18 protein-coding genes and 1 other RNA gene are annotated in these 18689 nt (G+C 50.9%); 11 read left to right on the top strand and 8 right to left on the bottom strand.

Annotated features, from left to right (window positions below):
- Positions 1-18: 18 nt before the first annotated feature.
- Complete coding sequence (locus tag HY774_10015; protein ID MBI4748813.1) at positions 19-300, bottom strand: hypothetical protein; 282 nt, start codon at positions 298-300, stop codon at positions 19-21.
- A 116-nt stretch (positions 301-416) separates the two neighbouring features.
- Here HY774_10015 and priA point away from each other — a divergent pair, with 116 nt between their 5' ends.
- The 4 genes from priA (at position 417) to HY774_09995 (ending at position 5955) form a co-directional block, all read left to right on the top strand.
- Entirely contained in the window at positions 417-2987 is a 2571-nt protein-coding gene (gene priA / locus HY774_10010) for a primosomal protein N' (GenBank protein ID MBI4748812.1), read from the top strand.
- A gap of 86 nt (positions 2988-3073) precedes the next feature.
- Entirely contained in the window at positions 3074-4243 is a 1170-nt protein-coding gene (mnmA, locus tag HY774_10005; protein ID MBI4748811.1) for a tRNA 2-thiouridine(34) synthase MnmA, read from the top strand.
- Positions 4244-4347: 104 nt separating this feature from the next.
- A complete protein-coding gene (locus HY774_10000) occupies positions 4348-5289 on the top strand; it encodes a Uma2 family endonuclease (GenBank protein ID MBI4748810.1) in 942 nt (313 codons plus the stop codon).
- Between the two features lie 6 nt (positions 5290-5295).
- A complete protein-coding gene (locus HY774_09995) occupies positions 5296-5955 on the top strand; it encodes a ferredoxin (GenBank protein ID MBI4748809.1) in 660 nt (219 codons plus the stop codon).
- 10 nt (positions 5956-5965) lie between these two features.
- Here the strand turns inward: HY774_09995 and HY774_09990 are convergent, their stop codons facing one another.
- The 4 genes from HY774_09990 to HY774_09975 form a co-directional block, all read right to left on the bottom strand.
- Positions 5966-6760, bottom strand: a complete 795-nt coding sequence (locus HY774_09990) for a type III pantothenate kinase (protein ID MBI4748808.1) — start codon at positions 6758-6760, stop codon at positions 5966-5968.
- 103 nt (positions 6761-6863) lie between these two features.
- Entirely contained in the window at positions 6864-7646 is a 783-nt protein-coding gene (locus HY774_09985; GenBank protein ID MBI4748807.1) for a TIGR00282 family metallophosphoesterase, read from the bottom strand.
- 116 nt (positions 7647-7762) lie between these two features.
- A non-coding RNA gene (ssrS, locus tag HY774_09980) (6S RNA) lies at positions 7763-7950 on the bottom strand.
- 557 nt (positions 7951-8507) lie between these two features.
- The gene (locus tag HY774_09975) at positions 8508-10274 is read right to left on the bottom strand and encodes an amino acid permease (protein MBI4748806.1); all 1767 of its coding nucleotides are present in this window, start codon (positions 10272-10274) and stop codon (positions 8508-8510) included.
- Between the two features lie 559 nt (positions 10275-10833).
- Here HY774_09975 and HY774_09970 point away from each other — a divergent pair.
- From HY774_09970 to HY774_09945, 6 genes are all read left to right on the top strand, one after another.
- Positions 10834-11346: a gamma carbonic anhydrase family protein gene (locus HY774_09970; GenBank protein MBI4748805.1), complete on the top strand. Its 513-nt coding sequence runs from the start codon at positions 10834-10836 to the stop codon at positions 11344-11346.
- 154 nt (positions 11347-11500) lie between these two features.
- Positions 11501-12775, top strand: a complete 1275-nt coding sequence (locus HY774_09965) for a histidine--tRNA ligase (protein MBI4748804.1) — start codon at positions 11501-11503, stop codon at positions 12773-12775.
- Positions 12776-12858: 83 nt separating this feature from the next.
- Positions 12859-13863: a phosphate acetyltransferase gene (gene pta, locus HY774_09960; GenBank protein MBI4748803.1), complete on the top strand. Its 1005-nt coding sequence runs from the start codon at positions 12859-12861 to the stop codon at positions 13861-13863.
- Positions 13864-13920: 57 nt separating this feature from the next.
- The gene (locus tag HY774_09955) at positions 13921-14406 is read left to right on the top strand and encodes a DUF4365 domain-containing protein (protein ID MBI4748802.1); all 486 of its coding nucleotides are present in this window, start codon (positions 13921-13923) and stop codon (positions 14404-14406) included.
- Positions 14407-14410: 4 nt separating this feature from the next.
- Positions 14411-14893 carry a DUF4365 domain-containing protein gene (locus HY774_09950; protein MBI4748801.1) on the top strand — a complete coding sequence of 161 codons (483 nt, stop codon included), beginning with the start codon at positions 14411-14413 and terminating at the stop codon, positions 14891-14893.
- 21 nt (positions 14894-14914) lie between these two features.
- The gene (locus HY774_09945) at positions 14915-15262 is read left to right on the top strand and encodes a hypothetical protein (GenBank protein ID MBI4748800.1); all 348 of its coding nucleotides are present in this window, start codon (positions 14915-14917) and stop codon (positions 15260-15262) included.
- A 121-nt stretch (positions 15263-15383) separates the two neighbouring features.
- Here the strand turns inward: HY774_09945 and HY774_09940 are convergent, their stop codons facing one another.
- The 3 genes from HY774_09940 to HY774_09930 form a co-directional block, all read right to left on the bottom strand.
- Complete coding sequence (locus tag HY774_09940; protein MBI4748799.1) at positions 15384-15821, bottom strand: polymer-forming cytoskeletal protein; 438 nt, start codon at positions 15819-15821, stop codon at positions 15384-15386.
- Between the two features lie 216 nt (positions 15822-16037).
- On the bottom strand, positions 16038-16910 hold the full coding sequence (locus HY774_09935; protein MBI4748798.1) for a ParB/RepB/Spo0J family partition protein: 873 nt from the start codon (positions 16908-16910) through the stop codon (positions 16038-16040).
- A complete protein-coding gene (locus HY774_09930) occupies positions 16846-17664 on the bottom strand; it encodes an AAA family ATPase (GenBank protein MBI4748797.1) in 819 nt (272 codons plus the stop codon). The genes HY774_09935 and HY774_09930 overlap by 65 nt, the downstream gene beginning before the upstream one ends.
- A 452-nt stretch (positions 17665-18116) precedes the next feature.
- Between HY774_09930 and HY774_09925 the strand changes: the two genes are divergently transcribed.
- Positions 18117-18602 (top strand): hypothetical protein, encoded by a 486-nt coding sequence (locus HY774_09925; GenBank protein MBI4748796.1) that lies wholly within the window; start codon positions 18117-18119, stop codon positions 18600-18602.
- Positions 18603-18689 lie beyond the last annotated feature (87 nt).

Genomic DNA, 18689 nt, shown 5'->3' with positions numbered 1-18689 from the left:
TGAAGCCGGTTTTGGTTCTCAGCCCAGGAGCTGGGTGTCGGCTCGTAGCCCAGGGCGAGTCATCGAGCCCTGGGAACCAGCTACTCCCCACCCTTTTCCCACCCGGCCAGCCGCCGCCGTAGGCGGCGGCTGGCCGGGTGGGGGTGAGAAGGCGATGTTTCCCAGGGTTAAAACCCTGGGCGACGAGCCTTCCACCCGCTTCGCAGGTTCAAACCCTGAATTTCCAAACAGTCTCTGAGATAAAAGGTACAACCCAGATTTGGGCGCGGCAGGCTTGGCCTTGCAAAAAAACGAAACCAATTTATAATTACTCCGTAATTTTTCTTCCAATCCATTTGTTTTAGGCTGGCACGAATGCCACCTGTTGAGGTTAACTTGCACGCAACCGCTCAACTCTGGATGTTATGGAAAATTGTGTGAGTATCGTGGCCGAAGTACCGACGTTGTTTCCTGTTACCGCTGAAGAACTGTATGCCGAAGTTGCTGTCGCAGCGGCAGTTCACCAGACGTACACCTATCGGATTCCTCAGGGCCTGCATCACCTGGCGCAACGCGGGTGCCGCGTGGCTATTCCATTTGGAAAATCGGTTCAAGTGGGATATGTCGTGGCGCTGCACGATGCGCCGGATGAAAGTGTGCCGGTCGAACGCATCAAAGACATTGAAGAATGGCTGGATGAAACACCACTCCTGACTGAGGAAATCCTGGACCTGACCCACTGGGTGGCGGATTACTACTACGCACCCTGGGGAGAAGTGCTCAAATCTGCGATTCCAAGCGGGTTGCAGGCCGTTCCGCACGTTCGAATTACCATCACTGCCCATGGCCGGCATGAACTTGAAGAAGCCCAGGCCGCCCAGCGCCATCATCTGACGAAATGGAAATTTCTGATCTGGCTCACCGAAGTTGGCGGCACGGCACTGATTGAAAATGCGCCGTCAGACTACTCTCAGAATCGGGTCAAAGCACTGGTGCGTGAACTCGAAAAGGCAGGGTTTTTGCAGGTGCAACAGGCCCTTGGGAAACGCCGCGTTCAGGCTAAACGCCAGACAATGGTTCAGTTGCCGCCCGTAATTCCGCCTGAACTGGAACTTTCAGAACCAGCCAAACCCCACAAACGCACCGACGCCCAGGAACGAGTCCTGACAACACTCAAAGAAGCCGGTGAACCGCTGCTACTCCCGGCATTGACCGAAAAAGCGGCTGTCAGCCCGGCCATTGTCCGCACCATGGCCCAGAAAGGGATGGTCGAACTGGTGATTCGCGAAGTCCGTCGTGATCCGCTGGCCCTGTTGAAAACCCTTCCCCGCCACGACGGCTTTGAACTCAATGAAGACCAAACGGCGGCGGTGGCTTCGATTTTGGAAGCCAGCCAGCGCAATGAATATGCCTGTTTTTTGCTCCAGGGCGTCACCGGATCCGGAAAGACCGAAGTCTATCTGGCAGCCATGCAGGCGATGCTTGAACAAGGCAAATCGTCGCTGATGCTGGTGCCTGAAATTGGTCTCACTCCAATGTTTGCCCGACGACTGGCCGAACGTTTCGGGTCGCTGGTGGCCATTCTGCATTCTTCACTTTCGGAAGGGGAGCGGCTCGACGAATGGGAACGCATCCGCGAAGGCGAAGCTCGGATTGTGATTGGCACCCGGTCGGCAATCTATGCGCCGCTGGTTGAATTAGGATTGATTGTGGTGGATGAAGAACACGATACATCATATAAACAGGCCGAAACACCACGCTATCACGGACGTGATACGGCAGTGCTCCGGGCACACCGCAAAGGCTGCGTGGTTGTTTTGGGAAGCGCCACACCGGCCATCGAATCAGCCTACCACGCCTCAACCGGGAAATACCGAAAACTCGAACTCAATCAACGCTTTGCCAACCGGGCACTCCCAACGGTCGAGGTCGTGGATATGCGCGAAGTGTTTAAACGGCATGGCAAACAGGTCGTGTTTTCCGATGAACTCTTGCTGGCACTCAAAGAAACCCAGGCCAAAGGTGAACAAAGCATGGTCCTGCTCAACCGACGAGGGTTTTCGAGCTTTCTGCTGTGCCGTCGCTGCGGAGAAAGCATTCCGTGTCCGGATTGCGACGTGACACTGACCTACCACAAGGCTGACCAGCGGCTGGTGTGCCATTACTGTAACCATCAGGCGCCAGTCCCCAAACAATGCCCAAATTGTAACGGTTTGTTTATTTACTTTGTCGGAGAAGGCACTGAACAACTCGAAGAACTGCTGCAAGCCCAGTTTCCTGATTTTCGAATTGGCCGCCTTGACCGGGATACCACCCGCCGTCGGGGTGTCTTTGAACGAACCATGGGTGAATTTGCGTCAGGAAGCCTGGATGTGCTGGTCGGAACCCAAATGATTGCCAAAGGGCACGATTTTCCGAATGTCACGCTCGTCGGGGTGGTCTCGGTTGATGCCGGGCTGGCGCTGCCGGATTTCCGCTCTGGTGAGCGCACGTTTCAGTTGCTGGCTCAGGTGTCTGGTCGGGCTGGCCGGGGTGAATTACCGGGCCGTGTTGTCCTGCAAACCTATCACCCAGAACACTATGCGTTGCAATGCGCTCGAACCCAGGATTACACCCAGTTTTACAATCGGGAAATCAACTTCCGGAAACAATTGTGGTATCCGCCGTTTTCAGTCCTGACCAATATTATTGTTCGCCATAAAGATGCCACCCAGGGGTCAACGCTGGCAGATAAATTCGGAAAGTTTCTCCGGGCTGCCGCTCAGGGTGACAACACCGTGCGCATTCTGGGACCATCAGAAGCACCGCTCTCGAAACTCAAGCAGGAATACCGGTATCAGATCTTGATTAAAGCCCGGCAACGTCGTAAGTTACGTGATGTTCTCGATCTGGCGTTTACCTATCTGGCTGATGATGCGGCAGCCAAAACCGGGAAAGCATTCACACCAGAGAACAACCCTGACCGATATCACATCATGGTTGAAGTTGATCCGGTTGACCTGCTTTGAGAAATGAGAATCAAGGACTTAGAATCAACCCCCACCCGTTGACACAGGTGGGACTGACTTCATTCCCAGTTAGATAGTTGGACATCATGGAAAAGATTGCAGTTGCGATGAGTGGTGGAGTGGATAGCTCTGCCGTGGCGGCATTGCTCAAAGAGCAGGGCCAGGACATTGTTGGTCTTTCGATGCAGTTGTGGAATCAGCGCCGCATCAATGTCGGACCGGACGGTGAACCGCTCCCTTCGCGGTGTTGTTCGCTGGATGATTTGTATGATGCGCGTTCGGTCTCAGCCCATCTCGGGATTCCGTTTTATGTGCTTAATTTCGAAGAGGATTTCGAAGAGCATGTGGTAGCCCCGTTTGTTGCCAGTTATGTCAACGGCAACACGCCAAGCCCCTGTGTTGCCTGCAACAGCCGGTTGAAATTTAAAACGCTGGTCAAACTGGCGGAAGACATTGGCGCTGCCAAAGTGGCGACAGGTCACTATGCCCGCGTTCACTTAAACCATGAAACTGGACGCTATGAGTTGCTCAAAGGGCTGGATCCAAACAAAGATCAATCGTACTTTTTGTTTGAGTTAACCCAGGAACAACTGGCCGTCGCCCTGTTTCCGCTTGGCGAACTGTCGAAACCCGAAGTTCGCGAAATTGCTCGCCGCAATGGACTTCCGACGGCTGAAAAAGCAGAGAGCCAGGAAATCTGCTTCATTCCAGATGGCAACTATGCCCGATTTATTGAGCGCTATCTGCAGGAAGCTGGTGGCGAAGTCCATGCCGAACCACAGGCCCCCGTGGCCTCAGCCCTGGTTCAACTGGGGTTACGGCGAACGCTCCCTGAGCCCGGTGAAATCGTTGGCGTCGATGGCACAGTGCTTGGGCATCACGAAGGTACCCACCGCTACACGATTGGGCAGCGGCGCGGATTGAAAATCAATTCGCCGGATGGTCAGCCGCTCTATGTGGTTGGCATTGATCCGATTCGCAAACGGGTCGTTGTGGGATCAGGTGATTACCTGCCTGGCAAACAGTACACGGCGGCCCGGATGAACTGGATCACGATTCCAGAACTAACTGAATCCATTCGGGTTCGAGCGCGGATTCGCTACCGGCATGGTGAGGCGGCAGCCACGGTTTTCCCAGAAGAAAATGGCACGGTGCGCGTTGTTTTTGACGAACCGCAACGCGCCATCACACCCGGTCAGGCAACCGTCTTTTATGACGGGGACAAAGTTGTCGGCGGTGGCTGGATAACGGGCTAACCTTTTTTCGGAGGGCGGCGGCGGAGTGCGGTGGCTTGATGCCGATTTTCTTACTTTGGAGTGCGGCGGCTTGATGCCGCTTATGGGTTCGGAAAGGAACTACTATGTCAAATGTCGCAACCGTACCTGTGGAACCTCCCTGGACGAGTGAGCCTGAACTGGACGAACAGGATGCGCTCGCGCTCCTTCCAGATGATTCACCACTCCTTGAAAGCAAGGAACCCGAGATGGAATCTTCACTTCATTATCTTCAAGCGTTGATCCTGTATGTCAGTCTGGAATGGCTCTGGCGGGAACGAACCGATTTCTTTTTGGGTGCCAACCTCAGCATTTATTTCAAAACTGAAGAACTGAAACAGAAGACTTTGGTTGGGCCAGACCTGTTTGTGGTCACTGGCACCGAACGTCGTCAGCGACGCTCCTGGGCAGTGTGGAGGGAAGGAAAGTTCCCAGATTTGATTATTGAACTGCTTTCAGAATCAACTGAAAAGAATGACCGCACGACCAAAAAGGAAATCTACCAGAATCAGTTTCACACACCGGAATACTTCTGGTTTTCGCCGATTACTCTTGAGTTTGAAGGATTTCATTTGGTCGGAGCCCACTATCAACCAATCCCCCCTAACGAACGCGGTCACCGTTGGAGTGAAGTTTTGCAGTTATTCCTGGGGGTTGAAAAACGGCAGCTTCGATTGTTCCTGGTAGATGGCACGCTGGTTCCGACCCCAGAAGAAGCGGCACAACAAGAAATCCAACGCGCTAATGCCGAAGCCCAACGCGCTAATGCCGAAGCCCAACGGGCTGAAACCGAAGCCCAACGGGCTGAAACCGAAGCCCAACGGGCCGAAACCGAAGCTCAACGGGCCGAAACCGAAGCTCAACGGGCCGAAACCGAAGCTCAACGGGCCGAAACCGAAGCTCAACGGGCCGACGCTGAGGCTCAACGCGCTACAGTTGAACAAAACCGGGCTGATGCCGAGGCACGTCGGGTTCAAAAATTGATGGAGCAATTGCGGGCGTTAGGGGTTGAGCCTGAATTTGAGTAATTGTGTATGGCAGATTTTAAACATCGGGTGGCTGAAGGAATTCCAGGGAAGGTGTATGTTGACTGGAGTTGTCTTGATTGTGATGTGTGTCGAGATTGTGCGCCGACTATTTTCACTCGCAATGATCATGAAGGTGTTTCCTATGTTTTTAAACAACCAGAAACCGAAGCAGAATGGGTTGCGGTTCAGGAAGCGGTGGATTCCTGCCCAATTGAATCAATTGGAAACGATGGGGACACACAAGACTGGTCGAATGAAGGGGAACAACTTGTCACTTCAGCAGCATTAGGAGATATTGATCAAGTTCAATACCTGCTTGAAAAGAGGATTGATCTAAACTCAATACACCCAAACAAAACAGCACTGATGGCAGCCAGCCAGATGTTATATTCAAACAAAACGTCAGAATATATCCGAATTGTCGAAATGTTATTGAAGAACGGGGCTCACCCGAATGTAAAGAAGTCCTGGGGAGAGACCGCCTTGTATTATGCTTCAAGTTGCAAGGAAGGGCTGCCGATTGTTCGACTACTTTTGATATATGGTGCTAATCCAGATGCGGATTTTCGAAGAAACCCCTTACAAGAAGCAATCCAGCATAAATTTCAAGATATTGTTGATTGCCTGACGGAGTGGAAAAAGCAGGGTACTGACAGCTTGTTTTGAGAAATCTGCTTTACTTTCCGTCAATGGCTGTCGCCTGATCCCCTTTATTCTTCAAATAAATCAGCCGGAGTCCCTCTAACGTCAGGTTGTCGTCAATCTCAGTGATGACAGACGTTCCTTTTCCTATCAATCGCGCCAGCCCACCCGTGGCAATCACGGCTTTGAGCGGTCCAAGTTCCTCTTCCATCCGCTTTAAAATCCCTTCCACGAGTCCGATATAGCCAAAATACAATCCTGACTGAATGCTGGTCACGGTCGAATCGCCAATCACTTTTTCGGGGTGGCGGATGTCTACGCGGGGGAGCCGCGCCGCCCGTTGGAACAGTGCTTCGGAGGAAATATTGACGCCTGGGGTGATGATTCCGCCCAGATATTCGCCTTCAGCCGAAATCGCGTCAAAGGTGGTTGCCGTTCCAAAGTCCACCACGACACAGGGGCCACCATATCGCTGAAAAGCCGCCACCGCGTTCACAATTCGGTCAGCACCAACATCCGTTGGCGAGTTATACCGAATTGGCATGCCTACGTTTTCCGTAGGCCGCACAAACAACGGCTCCTGGCGAAAATAGACCATCGCCATCCGAAACAGTGTGAAGTTGAGTGGCGGCACAACCGAAGCAATGATGATACCGTCTACCTTGTCTGGTTCAAGATGAGCAAACTCAAACAGGTTACGGCACAAAATGCCATATTCATCCACCGTCCGCTCGCGTTCGGTTGTCAACCGCCAGTGGTTGGTCAGTTTTTCGCCCTGATAGACGCCGAGGACGGTATTGGTATTTCCAACGTCAATGACAAGAAGCATAAAAGCAGGGTTCAGGGTTTTCGGAAAGGATGAGGGATGAAGGATGAGGGATAAAAAAAGTCATTTTGTCATCCTGTCACCTTGTCAGGGTTTGGTTCTGGTACTAAAAGTGCCGCACGCACAACCGGCTAATCGCCGTCGAATGACCGGTCGAGGTATCAACATCAATCAATACACCATTCATTCGGACATCACCTTCGGCGCTTCCAAGCCGGACAGGAAGACCGCTCAGGAAACGTTCCAGCACACTATCAAGCGACATTCCAATCACGCCTGAGTGGGAACCAGTCATGCCCATATCGGTAATGTAGCCTGTTCCAGCGGGTAAAACCTGTTCGTCAGCCGTGGCCACATGGGTGTGCGTTCCAACCACCGCCGAAACCTGGCCGTCAAGATATCGCGCCAGCGCAATTTTTTCAGCCGTCGCTTCGGCGTGGTGGTCAATCAGAATGACATCAGCCCGGTTTGAAAGCTCTTTCATCAGACTGTCCGCCTTGCGAAACTGACAGTCCGTGCGGGGCATATTGGCACGCCCCATCAGGTTGATGACGGCAATCGAAACGCCGGTATTGTGTTCGCCAAGCCACATTCCGGCCCCAGGCACCCCTTCCGGATAATTGGCCGGGCGCAGCATGCGCGGCTCAGATTTGAAGTAGTCGGTGGCTTCCTTGCGATCAAAAGCGTGATTTCCAGAGGTCATCACATCCACACCGGCAGCCAGCAATTCTTCAGCCAGGTGGGGAAGAATCCCGACACCGTTGGCAATGTTTTCAACATTGGCCACGACAAAATCAATCTTGTGCTTTTTGCGCACATCACGGAGGCGATCTGTCAACAGACGAACTCCCGCACTGCCGACAACATCACCAATCATCAAAATTTTCATAGCAATGGAACTGAACAAGGTTGGAAGAGGTGAGGCGATTGAAACAGGCAAGGGATTTGTCGGTTTAGGTCGTGATGCACGACCTCGCCAGTCACACGAAAATACTTTTGGAGGGGGGTCTCTCCGCGTAGCCGTTGTAGCAGTCTGTTTGAACCTGTTTTTCAACAGGTGGGTAACCTAGCTTCTGTCGTGGCATCCACGTGCGCTGACGAGTATTGCACTGACAAAATATGGTGCATCGGTTTCCCGTTCTTACAATATCGGCCCAAACGAGCAATGCCCTTCACTAACTTTGCAGAGAGACAACACCCAGACGGACAACTTGCAACTTGCCTCAAAGATGGTTGCTTAAAGCAGTTACAGTGTTTTGAATGATCATTTGCGGAAACCAAAACTCTACTGTGCGAAAAAAGAAAAAGCAACCAGGAATACCCAGTTGCCAGGGGATCAGGGAATGAAGAATGAAGAATGAAGAATTGAGAATGACCCAAATTTTGCCCAAAATAAGACAACCTTGCCCAAAGACCGCTGCCGACCAGGGCGGGACCTGCCGCGTAAACGGGAAGCGGTCAGGTCCTGAGAGTGGAATCGAACTTCACCGAAATTGAGCCTTCGCGATGACGAAACTGACTTCCACCCTGTTTTTTCTGTCCTTTCTGTCCTTTGGCTCGGGCTCAATCAATCGAATTTGTGACGAAAACTGAGGAAGAGGTCAGTATTTTGGGCGAAATTAAGGGAATGAAGAATGAAAAAACCTGGTACTTAGTGCTTTGGACCAATATCTTCGAAGAACCAAGAACCAATTGGTTTCTTCACTCTTCATTCTTCATTCTCAATTCTTCATTCTCAATTCTTCATTCATCAGGCTTGAGTCCTGGCGAGCTTTGAATGGCGGTAACCATAGGTGAAATAGAGCATCAGACCAATCGCCAGCCAGACCAAAAATCGCACCCAGTTGGTAATTCCGAGTTCAGACATCAGGTATCCGCAACTGAGCAGTCCCAAAACCGGAATCAACGATAGATTTCTCAAGAAACACATCACCGACAATCCGGCTGAAATCAGAATAAAGGCATAGGTTGGAATCCGATGTTTAATCACTTCCCACCCTGACAGGCTTGGGTCAACCAGATCAACTCCGGTGAAGAACCTGGTCAATTCGGTTGGGTATTTCACAAATCCAATCACCCAGAATAATACAAAAAACACTGGGATGATGAATTTAGCATTCACATATGGCACCTTGAATTTAGCTTCGATCTTGCTGCTATCCAACATCAAAATGCCACCACATACCAGAATGAAGGCAAAAAGGGTCCCGATGCTGGTCAGGTCGGTCACTTCGGTCAAATTCAGGAACAGTGCGGGAACGGCCACCAGAAATCCGGTGATAATCGTCGAAAACCACGGGGTGTGGAACCTGGGATGGATCGCGGAAAAGATCTTGGGCAGCAAACCATCGCGACTCATTGACATCCAGATTCGCGGTTGACCAAGTTGAAACACGAGCAACACGGTGGCCATGGCAATCACAGCGCTAACAGCAACAATCATTTCAACCCATTGAAGGTTAGCCACCTGTGGACCAAACACAAACGCCAGTGGGTCACCAACCTGGAGCGTTTTGTAACTGGTCATCCCCGTCAACACCAGTGAAATCAACACATACAAAATCGTGCAGATAATGAGTGAATACATCATCCCGCGGGGCAGGTCGCGTTGGGGGTCACGGCATTCTTCAGCCGTCGTGGAAATGGCATCAAATCCGATATAGGCAAAAAACACACCTGAGATGCCTTTGAGCACGCCGCCGATTCCATTTGGGGCAAAGGGGTGCCAGTTTTCGGTTTTGATATAAAACGCACCCAGCACAATCACAAACAGCACAATGGTTACCTTTAAGGCGACCATTGCATTTGAAGCCTTTTTCGACTCACGAATCCCCACATACACCAGCGTGGTAATCAATAAGGTAATGACCAGAGCCGGAAGGTCACACACCAGGCGTAACGGGCCAACCAGATGCGGCGCCGTGGTCCAGGCAAGATGTGCTTCATAGAGCATTTTGCTTTCAGCCTGGATTTGGGTCAGGGTTTGCCCCTTCGCCAGCAATTGAGTTACAGCTTCAGCCCCACGTGAAGCGGTTAAAAAATCCATGGTCAGGTATTGCGGAATTTGAATCCCGAAACTCGCCATCAAGGCGGTGAAATAGTCGCTCCACGAAATTGCCACGGCAATATTTCCGATGGCATATTCCATCAGCAGGTCCCAGCCGATAATCCATGCGGCAAGTTCGCCAAATGCTGCATACGCATAGGTATAGGCAGAGCCAGATACCGGAATCATCGAAGCAAACTGGGCATAACATAATGCCGAAAATCCGCAGGCAATCGCGGTAAAAATAAACAAAAACACAACTGCTGGACCACCGTTGAAGGCCGCATTTCCAATCGTCGAAAAAATCCCAGCGCCAATGATGGCGGCAATTCCCAGCGCGGTCAGATCAAGGGTGGTGAGTGTCCGAATCAGTTCGCCTCCGCCATGACCTTCCCCATCAGAAAATCCGGCGGCGGCATCTTTTTGAATGAGCGAGATAGACTTTTTGCGTGTCAGTGATGAAAAGTTCATGGTCGAATGTCTGGACTCGTGGTAAAGGCGCCAGAGCGCGAAATGAAAAGACCTGAGGCAGCAGCTTCAGGAGAAACCAGATCAAGTGATCAATTGTGAACCGTGATTGATGAAAAAGTGAGGCGGAGGCAATGCTACTTGTCACCTCACCGAACGTCAACCAATACCATTGCGGGTTCAGGGTTCAGGGTTCAGGGTTTAGAATTCAGGGAACTGTATCAAGTTCAACTGGTTTATTCTGAGCCTGAGTAAAACAATAGGTTAAAAAAAGAGTGATACCATTGTGGAATGAAGTCATCGCATTAGAAAACAGTCAAGTAATTCAACCAATTGAAGTTAGTGAACGACTGACTACGATCTACTGACTACAAACTGGTATTATTTTGTTTTTCAACGGACATTGAACCTGAACAGCTAGTTAACTCATTGGAAAAATTGGATTTCCATCAAACCCTGAACCCTGAACCCTGAACCCTTTCTTGCTCTGCCGTGGGATCAATGGCAAGATGTCGCACCTTCACTCGCTGAAGTTTCAATTCCATTTGTGACAGGCAACATCATGTTAATCAGCTATCAAGGGAAACTCCCGGTTTTTGACGAAACCGTGTGGATTGCAGAAAGTGCACAGGTGATCGGTGATGTCAGGATTGGTTCAGAATCAAGCGTCTGGTTTGGCTGCGTGATTCGCGGCGACGTGGAACCAATCCGCATCGGCCATCATACCAACATTCAGGATGCTTCGGTGCTCCACGTGACCGGTGGGCGATTTCCGCTCACCATTGGAAACTACGTCACGATGGGGCATCGCGTGCTGGCACATGGGTGCACGATTGGCGACCGGTGCCTGATTGGCATGGGTGCGATTCTTCTGGATGGTGCGGTGATTGGCGACGAATCAGTCGTGGCGGCTGGCGCGGTTGTGCCCGAAGGCATGATTGTCCCGCCACGGACACTGGTGGCGGGGATTCCAGCCAAAATCAAACGCCACATTACCGACCAGGAACTGGCCCGCATCGAAGAAGGCTGGTCGCACTATGTCGAGTTGAAAAATGAATATATGACGGGTTCATAGTCAGTGGTCAGTAGTCAGTAGTTCTCAACAGGTTTAGAGCTTATTGTTATTGATTAACAGTTAGATAGCTGTATCTCATTATATTCAGTTGATAATAAACTCTTTCCTTAAATAATTACTGACTACTGACTACTGACTACTGACTGAAATCTTTATGCTTAAAACTCCAAAATACACCCGCGATTTGCTACCGGCTGAATTTACCACTGACACTTCAGCCCACATTCACAAGTTTCAATTTATCGAATCTACCGCTCGTGAACTCTTCCACCGGTTTGGGTTCAAGGAAATCCGGACACCGATTTTTGAACATACGGAGCTGTTTGCACGCGGTGTTGGCACTGAAACTGACATCGTGACCAAGGAAATGTATTCCTGGACCGACATCAACGGCGACAAGCTCACGCTCCGACCTGAAAATACAGCATCGGTGATTCGGGCGTTCATTCAGCACAAAATGTGGACGCAGGCCGACACCGTCAAACTTTTTTATAGCGGGCCGCAATTCCGACGCGAACGCGGACAGAAAGGACGCTTCCGGCAGTTTTACCAGATCGGCGCCGAAGTCATCAGCAAAACCGATAACCCGGCGATTGATGCTGAATGTATCGAAATTCTGGTGCATTTGATTTCCGCGCTGGGAATTCCCAACACAGAACTTCGGCTGAATTCAGTTGGCGATGCGGAAACACGGGTTCGGTTTATCGACATGATCAAACACGAACTCAAGGACAGGATCAGCACCATGTGCGGAGACTGCCAGCGACGGTATGAGACCAACCCGTTGCGCATTCTGGATTGCAAAATTGATACAGCAGTGGTGGCCCAACTGCCATCCACCATCAACTTGTTGTCTGACGAAAGCCATCGCCACTTTGAGGCGCTGTGCCGGATGCTTGACGAACGTGGGATTTCCTACGTGGTTGACTCGCAGATGGTACGTGGGCTGGATTACTACACCAAAACCGTGTTTGAAATTGTCTCGGGTTCGCTTGGGTCACAGAGCGCCTTGCTCGGCGGCGGACGCTATGACGGGTTGTCTAAAACACTCGGCGGTCCACCCGCCAAAGGATTCGGATTTGCCATCGGCGTTGACCGGTTTGCGATGTCGCTCCCTGAAGACCTCAAAGACACCAACACGCCACAGGTGTTTGTGGCCCCTCTTGGGGAAGCCGCATTTCACAAAGCCGTCACGATTGTCAGCGAGCTTCGACGGGCTGGTGTGGCGACGTTGATGGATTTTGAACACCGAAGTCTCAAAAGCTCGATGAAACTGGCAGATAAAGTCGGCGCCCAACTGGTTTTGATTTTGGGCGAAACCGAACTCCAAACCGGCCAGTGGGCGTTGCGCTCAATGAAGGACAGTTCACAAACCACTATTTCGGCTGAAAACTGGCTTTCTGATATCCAGAAGGCCCTTGGCAGTTAATCTCTGATGACTGGGCTTCGGGCTTTGGAACCAATATTTCCAGGCCCCAAGCCCCCAGCCCCCAGCCCCCAGCCCTAAAACCTATGAAAATCCTTGAAACGCTTCGACTCCGAGCAGCCGCTCAACCGCAACATATTGTTCTTCCTGAAGGCGAAGACGAACGCACGATTCTGGCCGCACAAATGGTTGATCGTTTGAAAATGGCGCGGCTGACGCTCATCGGCAATGTGGAAAAGATCACAGAAAAGGCCCGTTCGCTGGGCGTGGATTTGGGTCCGTTTACCGTGGTTGATCCGCGCAAGACGCCAGACCTGGAACTCTATGCCCGTGAATATTATGACCATCGCAAAGCCAAAGGGATTGCTCCGGATGAAGCTCGCAAGCAGGTCATGGAGCCGCTCTATTTTGGCAACATGATGGTGCGGCTTGGGAAAGCAGACGGTTCGGTGGCTGGCGCGACCAATACCACGGCCCACACCGTACGGGCCGCACTGCAGGTGATTGGGCTGCATCCGAAGTTCAAAATTGTGTCGAGCTTTTTTCTGATGGCTTTACCAAGTTCGTCGCTTGGGGCCAGCGGAAACTTCATTTATGCCGATTGCGGCGTGGTGATCAACCCGAATGCCACCGAACTGGCCGAAATTGCGATTGCTTCAGCGGAAAGCTGTCGGGCGCTCCTGCAGGTCGAACCACGGGTGGCGATGCTCTCTTTTTCAACCAAGGGCAGTGCATCGCATCCACTGGTGGATAAAGTTGTCGAAGCCACCCGGACGGTTCGCGCACGGGCGCCAGAGCTTTCAGTAGATGGCGAATTACAGGCGGACGCGGCGTTGATTGCCGATATCGGCTCTAAAAAGGCACCGGGAAGTGCCGTGGCAGGAAAGGCCAACGTGTTGATTTTCCCAAACCTGGAAGCGGGCAATATCGGTTATAAATTGACCGAACGACTGGCCGGCGCCACCGCGATTGGTCCGATTTTGCAAGGACTGGCCAAACCAGCCAACGACCTGTCACGTGGCTGCAAAGCTGAAGACATCGTGGATGCCATTGCAATTACAGCGGTTCAGGCACAGGCGGCAAAAGGTTGAAATGGGGTTATTCATAAGATAATGCCAGTCATTTTATTCTCGAGGCACAACCGATTAATTTCAAATGAGATAGGCCAACGAGGAGAGGCCATTTTCTTTGTTTTGCTAACCAAATCGTTTGGGCGTCCATACCCAATTTTTCGCCCTCAGTTTCTTGGAGATAAATGGCCGGCAGTTGATTTTATCGTTGAATTGATTGGTTCCGGTGACCAAACTTTATATTTTTTCGCTCAAGTGAAAACAACCCGCGATGGATATACAAAGCAAAAACATCGGCTTAAAGTTCAAGTTAGTGCCGAGGGTATTCAAAAATTGGCATCTTATCCGGCACCAACATACATTTTTGGGATTGATGAGGTAAAAGAAGAAGGTTTTATTCTTTCTGCCAACGGAGAGTCCCTCAAACGGATTTCAAGCTTGCCGACAACGTATCCAATCCACAAAATAAATCAGGATTTGCTTTTTGACGAAGTTTGTCAATTTTGGAAAGGGACACAAAAAAAGCAGATATCATCGAAATTCTTTGATCCAGGGTGGAGATAAACATATGAAAGGTGGAGAAACTTCTTTTTTGGGAATTCGTGCCGAACAGCTTGCCATTGTTTACTTGACCCGCAGAAATGACCTTGTTGTTAAAATGGAAGGACCTGGATTTTTCCCCGACTTACTTGTAAGTCTTTCCAAAGAAGGAAATTACACCGGAAGAATGTTTGGCGTTATTGTGAAAGCAGAGATCCAGCACAAGCCAGATCAGCCTTGGACAACAAAACAAGCCACAAGCTTCCTTCAAGAGGAAGAAACTAAACAATTACTGGATATTCCATTTCCGGTGTGTCTTTTTGTTTTTAGGATGGATACTGATGAAGGTTTTTATAAGTGGGTTCGAAAACCAGTTTTTTCTGAAGATGGTTCACCTCAGTTGATAATTGATCAAACGACACCACTTGAAAAACTTGATAATGATTCAATGAATCGAATGGTTCAGGAAATTAATCACTGGTATGAAGCTCGGGTAAAGATCCCAGCCTAATATTAAAAGCCAGCCTTCGTCGTGAACGATAGACCAACGTCCTCTCAAAACACCCCATTCAAAAACAATATCACCTGGACAACCTGCTTTGACTGCGGCCAGCAAATCCCACATTTTGCCAGCCTCACAGAAACTGAACTTCAGCAATTGATTGAACTCATTGATGCCAAAAAAGGTGTATTGGCGATGCAGGGCTTGATGCAGATAACTGGATGTTCAATAAACCTGGCCAAACTTTGGGTCAATCATCGAGGGGGTCTGTTTAACCCGGCCAATCATCCACCTTGTCCGCTTTGTGGGAAACCGCTTCGTACCTCAACTGCCCGCCAATGTCGCCATTGCCACCACGATTGGCACCAGGAAGAATGAAGAATGAAGAATTGAGAATGAAGAAACAGATTGGTTCTTGATTCTTGGAAAGTATTGATTTCTAACCACTAACCACTAACCACTACCTTCATTCTTCATTCTCAATTCTTCATTCTTTCCATCACCCCATGGCCCGCAGGCCGCCTTTTTCATCTTTTTCAACCGCTTTTGGACTTTGCGGCTGGTTAGGTTTCCCAACCCGGATACCGGCCCCTGGGGCAACAGTTTCGACTCGCCCGGTAATCTTGGCCCCAGCATCCACTGTCAGCACCGGCGCACAAATATCGCCGTCAATTTTTCCGGTTCCGTGGATGTCAATGCGTTCACGGGCAAAAACATTGCCTTGCACTTCGCCTGAAATCGAGGCTGAGCCAACCTCAATGTTGCCTTCAACAAACCCTTTCTCGGCCAATATCAGCCTGCCGGTTTCGGATTGGATGCGGCCATAGAGTCGGCCTTCAATGCTGATCAGGTCCTTGAAGGTCACTTCGCCGCGAATTTCGGTATCTCCCAAAATCATCCCACCATGTTCGACTGGCTGCTGTTTGCCGAAGCGCATACACAGGTCTCCTTTTTGAACGGTTAAAGGGTTTTGTTCAGGGGTTGGGGGTCAGGGTTTTCGGAAGGGATGAGGGATGAAGGATGAGGGATGAAAAAATTCATCTTGTCACCTTGCACCTGATCATTCTTCCAGGGTTTCGAATAAGGAGGGACCAACTCACACATTGAATTGCCCACCCGCTCGCGCAGGTGGGACTGACGGCTCACGACGCACTCAAGGTTGCTCTTCGCTGACGTCGAGCGAACTATTTCCCATCAATTGATGATAAATGCGATCCAGATCTTCATCGCTGTAATAGTCAATTTCAATCCGTCCGCCCTTGGCCCCGGTTGTAATTCGGACTTTGGTGTTGAGGGTGCGCTGCAGCTTGGTTTCGGCAGCTTTGAGGTTGGGATCTGCTTCTTTGGGTTGGGCAGTTGGCTGGGGAGGCCCATCAATCAAGCGCCGGACGATCCGTTCGGTTTCCCGGACCGAAAGTCCTTTCGCAATGATATCTTCGGCGACCTGCCGTTGCAGGGTTTCATCTTCCAGGCTGAGGATAGCTCTGGCGTGTCCCATACTGATGCGGGAATCTTCGACCAACTGCTGCACGTCGGGAGAGAGACGCAGGAGACGCAGCATATTGGCAATGGAGGATCGTTCTTTGCCGACCTGGCGGGCAATATCTTCCTGACGCAGTTTGAAATCCTGCATCAATCGCTGGTAGGCATTGGCTTCTTCAATCGGGTTGAGTTCTTCGCGCTGAATGTTTTCGATGAGAGCCAGTTCCAATAATTTTTCATCGGGAACGTCTTTCACCACGGCTGGAATTTTATGCAGGCCAGCCCGTTGAGCCGCACGCCAGCGCCGTTCCCCGGCAACCAGTTCGTAGCCCAGGCCATTTTTACGAACCAAAATTGGCTGGACGACCCCGTTGGCGCGAATTGACTGGGCGAGTTCCTCAAGTGACTCTTCGCGAAAGGTTGTTCGGGGTTGCTGTGCGTTTGGGCTGATCCGGTCGATGTCGATTTCAAGGAAATCATCACCTTGATACGAATTCGCTGGAAGCAGAGCGCTCAGTCCGCGCCCCAATGCCTTTCTTGTCATGACTCATTACCTCATTGGCTAATCGAAGATAGCTTTCGGCCCCACGGGATTTCACATCATACAGGATAATCGGTTTGCCGTGGCTTGGGGCTTCGGCCAACCGCACATTGCGGGGAATCGCGGTTTCAAACACCTGACTCCCATAAAAATCGCGCAGGTCATTCATTACCTGGGTCGAGAGGTTAGTCCGCTCGTCAAACATCGTCAACAAAAACCCTTCAACCGCGAGGGTCGGGTTATAACTGCGACGGATGCGCACCAGGGTGTCGAGCAATTCGGAAACCCCTTCGAGGGCAAAATATTCGCACTGAATCGGCACCAGCACTGAATCAGCGGCACTCAACGCATTGACGGTCAGAAGTCCCAGGCTTGGTGGACAATCAATAATAATGTAGTCATAGCGTTCGCGAAGTGGTTCGAGGGCTTTTTTAAGCACATATTCACGTTGGGCAATGTCAACCAGTTCAACCTCGGCGCCAGCCAGATTTCGATCCGCCGGTCCGATCTGGAGCGATTCGATTTCAGTCGGCAAAATCACATTGGTCATCATGTCACCCAGAATGACCACGTTATAGAGGCTGCGACGAAAAGACCCGCGCTGAATGCCAAGACCGCTGGTTGAATTTGCCTGAGGATCCAGATCAACCACCAGTGTTTTCACCTCGCCGACAGCCAGGCTCGCCGAAAGGTTAATCGCGGTGGTGGTTTTTCCCACTCCGCCCTTTTGGTTAGCAATTGCAATAATTTTCCCCATGCGACCCCCAGGTTCGTTCGTGAATTCAAGATTTGGTTGTGACGTGTAGATGCGTTTGTGAGGGAAGGAGCGAATCTACCACAGTGCCCCATCCCAGAAAAGGCTCAGGTGACAGGAACCGTCTTTTTGCGAATAAAATGTTCCACGTGGAACATGGTCACCCTGGGAGCGCCGGCATCCTGCCGGCACAACGTGATTGATGTCCAATCAGTTGCCGGCAGGATGCCGGCGCTCCCAGGAAATATTTATCTAAGCGGATTCGAGTTCCTGATTGTTCTGATCAGAAACTTGTGCTAAGCCAGGGAAGCTCCATCCAGTTCGTCTCCACCTTCGATCTGGAGCAAAGTCGAGTCGCACCTGCGGGAACGCCGACAAATTGATTTGACCTGCCGCTGGGGTTTCAGCTTTCACCGATTTACACAACCACGTCGGGTGTCCCGTTTGACATCGTGTTGCCCAATGGTACAACCCGGATTCCATACATCCAGCGCAATGCCGCCGGGCGACAATTCAAGACGGGGGCAGATCTCAATGAATTCATCACCCAAATCAACGCCGGAAGCGGAATCGCCGGGGTTGGATTGCTCCCGCTCGTCAATGACAACCTGAGATTTGGCGATAGCTTCCAGTCATTTGACCTGCGACTGACCAAAACGTTTACCATCGGCGACCGGCTCAAAGTGCAGGGCATCGCCGAAGTGTTTAATCTGTTTAATGTGACCAACATTCGTGGCGTGACCAACGTGAATTATTCCGGCTTCCAAAACACGTTGATTCGCGACAGCCAGGATCCAAATAATCCTGGGTTTTTGCGGTCATCACGGTTTGGAACACCGATTCAAACGGCGGGCGGTGTGTTTGGAACAGGCGGTCCACGTGCCTTTCAGCTTGCGGTTCGGGTGAATTTTAAGGGAATCAAATCAGTTAGTAGTCAGTAGTCAGTAGCCAGTAACCTCAAAATGCATTCGGCCCAAATCTCTGAAGAGGAGTCGCCTTGCGGTGCTCCTCTTTTTTTGTTTGAATAG

It is taken from the genome of Acidobacteriota bacterium (genome assembly GCA_016208495.1).
Lineage (GTDB): Bacteria > Acidobacteriota > Blastocatellia > Chloracidobacteriales > Chloracidobacteriaceae > JACQXX01.
The sequence above is the reverse complement of the archived record's forward strand: the minus strand, read 5'-3'. Positions and strand labels throughout refer to the sequence as shown.